This window comes from Microcoleus sp. M2_D5 (genome assembly GCF_036701935.1).
GTDB lineage: Bacteria > Cyanobacteriota > Cyanobacteriia > Cyanobacteriales > Microcoleaceae > Microcoleus.
The window spans coordinates 1-9,832 of sequence record NZ_JAUBRP010000043.1 but is presented as its reverse complement, the minus strand read 5'-3'; the positions used below and the strand labels follow the sequence as shown (position 1 = coordinate 9,832).

Genomic DNA, 9,832 nt, shown 5'->3' with positions numbered 1-9,832 from the left:
AATCTAAAATCGTTGGATGGGTGCACATGACAACTGATAACCTGCGAAATATACCTGTGTTGGGTAAGCTGTGGGAGCAGATTGAGGCCATGCCTCCGCCGGTGATTGAGGATTCTTTGCTGCTGCGAATCCTAGTTCAGTTGTTGGTGATTGTGGGAATTGTAGCTACTGACGTTGCTGCTGAAGAAGCCCTGAACCTGTGGGCTGTGCCTGTTAGTATTGTGGGAGCAACTTGGAGTTGGTACCGCCGCCGCGATCGCAATGTAGCTGCTAAGTTCTGCATAGCTATTGGAATGCTGGTGGCGCTGTTCGCTTTTTTTAGCCGCTTGGTGGGAGAATTGAATGATACGCGGTTAGTTTTGGCGCAACTGTTAATCCAACTTCAAGTGCTGCACAGTTTCGATTTGCCCCGCCGCAAGGATTTGGGCTATTCGATGGTAATCGGGCTAATTTTGTTAGGGGTAGCAGCGACTCTCAGCCAAACCTTGACTTTTGCGCCGCTGTTGTTGGTGTTTTTGGCTTTAGCGCTTCCGACTTTGGTTTTGGATTATCGATCGCGCTTGGGATTTTTGAAGCCAGAAGCCATTGGCGAAAAAGCACAAGGTAAAGGGAAAAATGAAAGCCTGTCGCTATTTGCTGCTACTTTATCCCCAAAGTATTTTGCTGGGCTGCTGCTGATAACTGTCGGGTTGGGGCTGACTATTTTTGCGTTTTTGCCGCGCCTCCCTGGCTATCAGTTGCGGACTTTTCCGGTGAGTGCTCCTATTGAATATCAGGGGGAGTTTGACGAGCGCAGCATTCTGAATCCAGGGTATGTTAGAGGGGGAAATGAAAAAGGAACTGGCGGAGGAACGGGGAGAAACCCAGACTCTGGGCCAGGAGAGGTAGACTCTACTTTTTATTACGGTTTCAACCAGCGCATCAATCAAAATTTGCGGGGGGAAATGAAACCAGAAGTGGTGATGCGGGTGCGATCGCAGGCTGCGGGTTTTTGGCGGGTATTAGGCTTTGACAAATACACCGGTCAGGGTTGGGAAATTTCTCGCAACGAACAAGCTCAAAAGCTTACTCGGCCTAGGTGGTCTTATCAATTTTATCTGAATCCGTTTCCCAATGCGCCTCGGACTCAAGAGGTGATTCAAAGTTATACTATTGTCGCTCAGTTGCCGAATTTGATTCCAGCTTTAAACAAGCCGAAGGAGCTTTATTTTCCTAGTCCAGAGGTGGCGATTGATGCGGAGGGGGGTTTGCGATCGCCTGCGGCATTGGGAGAGGGTGTGACTTATACGGTGATTTCTAATGTGCCTTTTCGCGATCGCTCTTTGTTAGGTAAAACTGGTACTGATTACCCGAAAAATATTCGCAAGTTTTATTTGGATGTACCCCCGGAAATTGCCAAAAAGGTGCGAGAAAAAACTGAAGAAATCTTGGCGGCAAGAACTAGAGTATCTCAGTCGGAAAGACCGATAGATTCTCCTTACGAAAAAGCTTTGTATTTGGCTCAATATTTAAAGCAAAATCCGAATTACAAAATAGAAAAAGCTTTGCCTTACTTAGAAGAAGGTGAAGATTTAGTCCAGGCTTTTCTGTTTGGCTACAAAAACACCCAGGGCGGCAAAAAAGTTACAGGGGGATATCCAGACCACTTTTCGACGGTACTGACAATTATGCTCAGATCGATCGGGATTCCGGCGCGACTGGCGGGCGGGTTCGATACGGGGGAATTCAACCCGTTTACTGGTTACTATGTTGTGAAAAATACCGATGCTTTTTTGATGACGGAGGTATATTTTCCCAATCACGGCTGGTTTGGTTTTAATCCGATTCCCGGTTATCCGCTGATTCCGGCTTCGGTGGAAGACAACCAGACTTTTAGTGCGCTGGAATCTTTTTGGCAGTGGATTGCGGGTTGGCTGCCGACTCCTCTCAGAAGCGGGCTGGATTCAGTCATAGGTTTTGTAATTGGCTGGATAACTTTGATTGTGGGCTGGTTTTTGGGACAGTTTGCTAGGGGTTGGGTGGGGTTATTTACTGGTTTGATTGCTGGGATCGCCTTTGGCTTTATTGGCTGGTTAATTTGGCAAGTGTGGCGCAAGTGGCGCCACCGCCGCTGGCTGGCGAAGTTGCCGCCGGTGGAGGGGGTTTATCAGGAAATGCTGAAGGATTTGGCGAGTAGGGGTTTTGCCAAGCAGAAAGCTCAAACGCCTTTGGAGTATGCTGAGGCAATGCGCGACAATCATGCAACTGATGAAGCTGAGGTGATTGATGAAGTTTCGCAAGCTTACGTGCGCTGGAAGTATGGCGGGGAATCGGGTAATTTGAACCAGTTGCGGCAGTTGGTGGACAATTTGAGGCGATCGCACTTGAAGAAACTCAAAAATTTAAGATGAAATTTGGTTATTCATCTGCGTGAATCCGCGTCTATCCATTGTCATCTGCGGTTAAGAAATTATCTTTTTTTAACCGCAGATAGAGGCAGATTAACGCTGATTAACGCAGATTGGCCATGTTTACCGTGCCGACGGTAGCTTGAGTTCGATACCTAGCTTTTGACCGACATCGATCGCCTTATCAGCAAAATCAGTCATGCCTGCAATACCAACTCCGATCGCAGTACCAGCCGCAATCATCGCAGTCAAGCTCTTCTTTAACCTGGCTTTATTCCATTGATTTTCCGGTTTCTTAATTTCAGATTCGACATCTTCAATATCGATAATTATCCCATCGCGGATATCTTCGGGAAACTGCGTGGCGGTTTCACGCATGGATGAAATTAGTTTGAGAATTTCCGCCGTATTGGCATTATTATTTTGCACGGATTGATTGCCGCTAACTGCCGCGCTGTTCGACGAACCGCCGATATTGCCGGAGAAGTTAGCACCTTGAAAAGCACCTTGAAAGTGGTTGGTTTCAGAAGAATTTTGAGTCATTTTTGCTTCTGCTTTAGTAATAATGGGTCTACTAACTGCTAGTTTAGCCATTTCTACAAGGTCATCATATTCTCTTCCATATTTTTCATCGCCCCTTTGCCTCATGCGCCGAAGTTCGATCGACTCATAGCCATCCAACAACGGCCGCAAATCCCAACTTTTTTTAAGTTTCCCCACCCGAACCTTAGTCTCGCCCATCTCCTCCAATCCTAGCAATTCCTCGTAATCCAGCGGATCGGCATCGGGATAACCGGGAACCGGCACCCATTGAGTAATTTCCAGATTCGCAAAAGAATTGTGGATTTTGGCAAACGTATCGCGAATCAAACTCAGAAAAGAACGCCGCGTCGATTCCCGCCCGCTAACCGCAATAAAGATTTTTTCATCTTCCGGGTCAGATTTAATTCGGGCGATATTGTAGACTTCAGCGCCTTCGCGATACTCCAACATTACCCCCGTCCGCCAGTGAGTGCAGTTGTGGATTTTCTCGTGAGTGAGGACGATGAAGCGCGAGAGAATGCTGTCGGGGAGGATGCGATAGTGATACTGAAATTCCAAAGTTTCGCCTGCAAGTTCGGTGTTTTGCGGTTCTTCTTTGGGCAAAATACCGGGGATGAGGAAAGTTGGCGCGCCGCAATGGCTGATGGGAAAACAGAGTTGAAATTCTTCCATCAAGCTGGCGAGACAGTGGTAGCGGTGGCTGGGATATTTAGTTGAATCCAGGATTCGACTGAGGTCGGCGTAGGTGAGAATGCCTTTGGTTTTGACTTTAAGTTCCTCATCGCTGAGGAGGGCATAGATACCTTCCGTCACCCAATGCGGATTGAGAATGTTGGTGGATTGCAGGATGGGGTGTTCGCGGAAGTTGAGGACAATGCCCAGGTTGTGCAGCAGTCCGATAAGTTGGGTTTGGTCGGTTTCTGCGAGGATGTTTTCTGTAGCGCAGATGGTGGCGTATTCGCTGATGGTGATGAAATCTTTGTCGAGGTTTTCGAGGCGCTGTTTGACTTGAAACCAGCTTAGCGGCAAAAGGTCGTAGACTTCTTTGAGTTCGGAGATTTCGGCGTGAATGGCATTGCGGAGTTCGTCGATTCCCGTTCCGCTTTGGCAAGATGTTTCGATAATGGCTTTGATGTTGGGATACTTGTCGCGCAATGCTTTGCGGTTGATATCGAGGGGTTGTTCGTCGCACTTGTTGCCGATGATGATGACGGGGGATGCGTCGCCGAAGCTTTCGATCAGTTTCAGCCAGTATTCGAGGCGGTTTTCGTCTTCGCTGGTGCGGCAGTTGCAAACGAGGAGGTAGAGGCTGCGTTTAGTGAGAAAAAATTGGTGGGTGGCGTGGTAGATTTCTTGTCCGCCGAAGTCCCAGACGTTGAGTTTGACGCTTTTGGTGTTGACTGTAATTTGCCAGTTGGTGATGTTTAGTCCGTCGGTTTGGGGCTCGTTGGGGTTGTATTGGTTGTGGGTGAGGCGGTTGATGAGGGAGGTTTTGCCGACGCTGCTTTGCCCGACGAGGAGGACTTTGGCTTCGTTGAGGGGGCGAACTTCGCCACTGCGGAGCTGGCGCAGATAGTTAAAAATCGCGGCGGGAGTACCGGGATCTTCGCTCAGGTTGGCGGGCCCTAAGATTTCTGGAGAAATGGGCAGGGGATTGCGGCGGAGGTCGAGTTTTTCAAGTTTTGGCAGTCTTTCCAAGCATTCAGGAATCTTTTCAATCTGATTACTTCTGAGGTTAACTTCTGTCAGACAGGACAGTTGGGCGAGCACATCTGGGATTTGGGTAATCTGATTGCGACTGAGGTCAAGGTGTGTCAAATTCGACAGTTGACTGATCGCATCTGGGATAAAGGTAATCTGATTGTTCCACAGGTAAAGCTTTGTCAGATGAGACAGTTGGGCGATCGCATCTGGGATAAAGGTAATCTGATTGTTACTAAGTTCAAGGCGTGTCAGACTGCACAGTTGGACGAGCACATCTGGGATTTGTGTGATCTGATTGTTACTAAGTTCAAGGCGTGTCAGACTACACAGTTGGACGAGCACATCTGGGATTTGGATCTGATTGTTACTGAGGTAAAGCTCTTTCAGATGGGATAGTTGGCAGAGCGCATCTGGGATAAAGGTAATCTGATTTTCACTAAGACCAAGCAGTGTCAGATGGGATAGTTGGCAGAGCGCATCTGGGATTTGGGTAATCCGATTGATACTGAGGTTAAGCCATGTCAAATTCGACAATTGACAGATCGCATCCGGGATGTAGGTAATCTGATTGGTACCAAGGTCAAGCTGTATCAGATTTGACAGTTGACCGAGCGCATCTGGGATAAAGGTAATCTGATTGCCACTGAGGTAAAGCTTTGTCAGATCGGACAGTTTCCCGATCGCATCTGGAATTTCTGTTAAACCAATACTAATTAAATTTAAATTCTCTAACTGCTTCATTCCCAGCAACAATTCTGGGATTGTTCCGAATGGATTGCCACTGAGGTTAATCGAGCGCAAATTTTCCAGCGCTCGCAATTCCTCCGGCAGTGTACTTAATTGATTGGTGATTAATTTCGGAGTCAATTTACCATCAGCCCATTTCCATTTCTCCACCTTCCCCAACACCAACGTCTCAAGCTGCGTGCACTTGCCAATCTCCTGCGGCAATTCCTCCAACCCCAACCCCGACAAATCCAATTCTGTCTGGCCTTCATCAGCCGCTTTGTCGATTAACTGCAACAATTCTTCTTTGGTCATATGCTTTGTCGATTCGGTAGTCTTCATTTTATTGTAAAATCCAAGAAACCGGGTTTTTTTGAGTTTCTGCACTGTAGCGAAGTATTTGCGTAAAAACCCGGTTTCTGGCTACCCGCGAGAATCTAAGAAACCGGGTTTTTGTGAGTTTCTGGGTTGTAGCGAAGTATTTGCGTAAAAACCCGGTTTCTGGCTACCCGCGAGAATCTAAGAAACCGGGTTTTTGTGAGTTTCTGCACTGTAGCGAAGTATTTGCGTAAAAACCCGGTTTCTGGTCACCCGCGAGAATCTAAGAAACCGGGTTTTTTCGGTTTTCTACGCCTGTCAACAACAATTCTCGCAAAAACCCGGTTTCTGGTCTGCGCGTCGCAACTATAATAAAAGAACGGTTAAAAGAGGAAAGCCAATGGTAACAAGCCTGAATGTGGATACGGCGCTGCTGCAAGAGGCGATCGAACTTGACGAAGAAATCGATCTCGAAACCCTAGTTGAAATCGCATTACGCGAATACATTCAACGTCGCAAACAGTCAAAAAATCCCCAACTTAGCTTTGGAGAATCTCTCGCTACTTTTCGGGAAAAATATCAACTGCAAGAATTGGGTTTAAATCCTGATGAAATTTGGGGAGACGTGCGCGATCGAACTTTTGCAGGACGCGAGGTCATTTTTGAATGACACTGCGTTATTTACTCGATACCAATATCATTTCTGAACCCGTTCGTCCTGTTCCAAATGCCAATGTAATGGCTCGACTAATTGAGGCAAAATCCACTGTGGCGATCGCCTCTATCGTTTGGCAGGAAGTTCTGCTAGGCTGTTATCGGATGCCCGACTCTAAGCGTCGCCGTGCGATCGAAGTCTATCTTCAGGAAGAAGTGAAAGGAAAATTACCGATTTTGCCCTACACTCAAGAATCTGCTGAGTGGTTCGCTTTCTTAACGAGCAAGACTCATTCCGATTGGTCTTACACCGTCTTATGCTGATGGACAAATTGCAGCGATCGCTAAAGTCAACAATCTGATTCTAGTAACGCGAAATGTCGCTGATTATGCAAACTTTCAAGATTTGCAGATCGAAAACTGGTTTTCTTAAACTGCTTCATCTGTTTGATGGGAAACAATAACCCGATCGATTTCTTCGCTGTGGCGATCGTATAATAAGATAACGGTTAAAAGAGGAAAGCCAATGGTAACAAGCCTGAATGCGGATACGGCGCTGCTGCAAGAGGATCTCGAATTTGAGATTAATCCATCTAAAAAATACAGCCAGGAAAATTAGCCGGGCTGTGTTTTTTACAATTAAATTTTAAGTGCGGATAAAAGGACTTGAACCTTCACTCCTCTCGGAACCAGAACCTAAATCTGGCGCGTCTGCCAATTCCGCCATATCCGCATTTTGACATCTAAATACTATAGCACACAACAGAGCGCTCGGTCAAGCGATTTGAGATTTTAGATTTGAGATTTTAGATTGAAGGAAGCGATCCACTGATAAATCCGCAGGCTGATGACCCAATTGCTCGATCGCCCAACATCGATTTGAGATTTGAGATTTGAGATTTTAGATAAAATAAAGCGACCCACGGATAAATTCCCAGGCTGATGACCAAATTGCTCGATCGCTCAACATCGAGAAACCCGGTCATTTTGGGACACCGGGTTCAATCATGAGTTATCGCCACAGCAATTTTCCGTATTTTTCACTCCTCGTCGCTTACTTTTGGCCCAGCGCCTTCCAGGTTGTGTCGTCCACCATGCCGCTAGCCATCAAACCCTTATACTGCTGAAAGTTCTTGACAGCCGTAGCAGTGCGAGCGCCAAAAATGCCGTCGATCGGGCCCGGATCGTAACCCTGCATTTCCAAACGCACCTGTAGCGTCTTCACCTTGGAACCGACAGCGCCTTTATTCAGAAGAGTTGGAGGATTGCCGGCAACAGCAGCATTGCTCAGAATTGGAGCAGTGTTCTGCACAGTTTCAGGAGCCGACGCCGGATCTGCTGCTAAAGCTGTCCAAGTTTCTTTATCCACAATGCCATCTGCGTTCAAACCCTTAGACTGCTGAAAAGCACGAACCGCCGATGTAGTGCGAGAGCCATAGGTACCGTCGATCGTCCCCACCTTGAAACTGTGCACCTGCAAGCGCTGCTGTATGGCCGCCACTTCTGGCCCGTCAGCTCCCGCCGAGATAGTTTTTTCCTTTTTGACTGGCGCCTGCTCGCCCGCGTAAAAAGGCTTGTTAAACATATCTGCTTGGGACTTTCCGTCTGGCGATGCTGACGCACCCGGATCGGCGGGATTCGTAAAGTCTCTGCGGTACTCTTCCTGCACCAAGGGTTCTGAGTCAAATGCAGCAATTGCCTTTCGGGTTAAGCCGGGAGCGAGCAGAGCGATCAAGCTAAAAATCGTAACAGTAGTCACACGCATAAATTTCATCCTGTTGGTAAGGTTTGACAAGGTTTCCCTGTTTTCATGTTTCTAAATCTAATTGTATTACCCGGACAGCTTTCTGATACATATAGCAGAAGCAAGAAGGAAGAATGACTTTCGACTTCGCGATCGGGTAACAAGAAGTCCGAGGGAAGGGGTAATAGACCGTATTGGTTTAGGCCATTAAGAAAGTTCTAAGCGTCTGGCGCGGTTGCTATAGCAATCCTAAATGATTTGCGTAATTCTTGTAGGGGCAACCCCGCGTGCTTGCCCCGATGCAGGCTGGGGTAGGCACTCTTAGCACTACCCCTACATATTTTTACTGATGCGAGGATTGCTATATATCTGCCCCGGTTTCTAGAATTTCGGCAATGGGGACACCAGCACTCAGAAGTTACCTGTTAGAAGTAGGGCCGGTTCGCACTATTCCTCATAAAGCCGGTTGATTCCGAGATGTTTCGTTACCAAAGCCCGTATTTTCGTATAAACCACATCTTTTAGCCTCAGTCTTATGGTACAAAACTTGCCGCTATTCACAAATCGTTACAGGTGTATTTTTTACAAATTTGATCTATCAAAGGCGAAGTTTTTTCTTTGAATCCCCCCGTAACATCAATTTCGGTTGTATCTGAAATGTTGCACCATTCTCAATTACTTGTTTAGGAACAGGCTTTTCGGCCTGTGAAGCGAGAAAATTCATCTCCTGTGGAACAGGCCGGAAAGCCTCTTCTTAAGAATGGTGCAAGATTTAAGTTGTATCGGGATTATTAAACCATCTGGACGCAGAGGATACAGAGAAAGGGAAGAAAGAGATGAATAATTCCGATAGCAACAGATTTGATATAAAAAGCAAAACTCGCGACTTATCGATTTGCGTGATCTGCCAATAAAGCCTTTGCTCTTGGCTTGTAAATCAGATAAAACAGCAAGCTCTATGTAACGGAGCATATCTTCGCGGTTTTCCTTGGATGAGTAGTTCCAGAAACCGTAAGTCAGCGCCAGCGTCAGCAGCTTGGTAGTGTGACTTTTCCACGTATACGCGATCTAAACTCGGTCAATTCCTCGCGTTGAAATTTCATACCAATAGTTTGGATTGTGTTCGCATTTTGATAAAAAATCTAGTATTTTTGGGGCTGTTTCCTGGTGGTTGGTCGGGTTGATATAAAACTAATTTACGCCATCTTGAATGATTTCCAGCGGGCCGCCAAACTGGGTTCCGAAAGTGGGAATCCCGGTAATCATTGCTTCGAGAATTGTCAAGCCGAAAGCTTCAAATAAGGCTGGCTGAACAAATATACCTTGGCCGTCGGCGATTACCCGGTAGATTTCGCCGGAGAGGCTTTTGGAAAGCCTCACTCCCAGCCAGCGAATTTTACCGTGAAGGTTGTATTGGTCGATAATTGTGTAGAGTTTTTTAATTTCTTCTGCTTCTTCGTAGTCGTCGGTTTCTTCGACCCGCAGTTTGCCAGCTACTAGAATTAAGGAATGAGAATTAAATAACTTCCATAAGTTTGTGGGATGGGCGTCTCGCCCGTCTTTTAAGGACGGGCGAGACGCCCATCCCACAATAACAATTAAAATTGTAAGTTATTTAATTCGCGATCCTAAGTTGCATTTTTCTTGCAGTTCCTTGCTTTTTCCAAACAATTCTGCTAATACCAATTCACTATGAACCTGCACTTAATATAGCTTCTAGGATATAGTCCCAACCACAGAGAGATAAAACTTCTTC

7 protein-coding genes and 1 tRNA gene are annotated in these 9,832 nt (G+C 46.6%); 3 read left to right on the top strand and 5 right to left on the bottom strand.

Features of this window, described 5'->3' with window-relative positions:
* Positions 1–26 precede the first annotated feature (26 nt).
* The gene (locus QUA50_RS18315) at positions 27–2,390 is read left to right on the top strand and encodes a DUF3488 and DUF4129 domain-containing transglutaminase family protein (protein WP_333265495.1); all 2,364 of its coding nucleotides are present in this window, start codon (positions 27–29) and stop codon (positions 2,388–2,390) included.
* Positions 2,391–2,510: 120 nt separating this feature from the next.
* On the opposite strand, the gene QUA50_RS18310 is transcribed toward QUA50_RS18315, so the two are convergent.
* Complete coding sequence (locus tag QUA50_RS18310) at positions 2,511–5,702, bottom strand: leucine-rich repeat domain-containing protein (protein ID WP_333265483.1); 3,192 nt, start codon at positions 5,700–5,702, stop codon at positions 2,511–2,513.
* Positions 5,703–6,078: 376 nt separating this feature from the next.
* Here QUA50_RS18310 and QUA50_RS18305 point away from each other — a divergent pair, with 376 nt between their 5' ends.
* The gene (locus QUA50_RS18305; protein ID WP_333265485.1) at positions 6,079–6,348 is read left to right on the top strand and encodes a type II toxin-antitoxin system VapB family antitoxin; all 270 of its coding nucleotides are present in this window, start codon (positions 6,079–6,081) and stop codon (positions 6,346–6,348) included.
* Entirely contained in the window at positions 6,345–6,656 is a 312-nt protein-coding gene (locus QUA50_RS18300) for a PIN domain-containing protein (RefSeq protein ID WP_333265487.1), read from the top strand. Before QUA50_RS18305 ends, QUA50_RS18300 begins: the two co-directional genes overlap by 4 nt.
* Positions 6,657–6,983: 327 nt before the next feature.
* On the opposite strand, the gene QUA50_RS18295 is transcribed toward QUA50_RS18300, so the two are convergent.
* The 4 genes from QUA50_RS18295 to QUA50_RS29285 all read right to left on the bottom strand — a co-directional run bounded on the left by QUA50_RS18295 (position 6,984) and on the right by QUA50_RS29285 (position 9,666).
* A tRNA-Leu gene (locus QUA50_RS18295) sits at positions 6,984–7,065 on the bottom strand.
* 73 nt (positions 7,066–7,138) lie between these two features.
* Positions 7,139–7,318, bottom strand: coding sequence for a hypothetical protein (locus QUA50_RS18290; protein WP_333433662.1), 180 nt, complete (start codon positions 7,316–7,318; stop codon positions 7,139–7,141).
* A 68-nt stretch (positions 7,319–7,386) separates the two neighbouring features.
* Entirely contained in the window at positions 7,387–8,097 is a 711-nt protein-coding gene (locus tag QUA50_RS18285; RefSeq protein ID WP_333265491.1) for a peptidoglycan-binding protein, read from the bottom strand.
* 1,170 nt (positions 8,098–9,267) lie between these two features.
* Positions 9,268–9,666, bottom strand: coding sequence for a glycosyltransferase (locus tag QUA50_RS29285; RefSeq protein WP_445243171.1), 399 nt, complete (start codon positions 9,664–9,666; stop codon positions 9,268–9,270).
* Positions 9,667–9,832 lie beyond the last annotated feature (166 nt).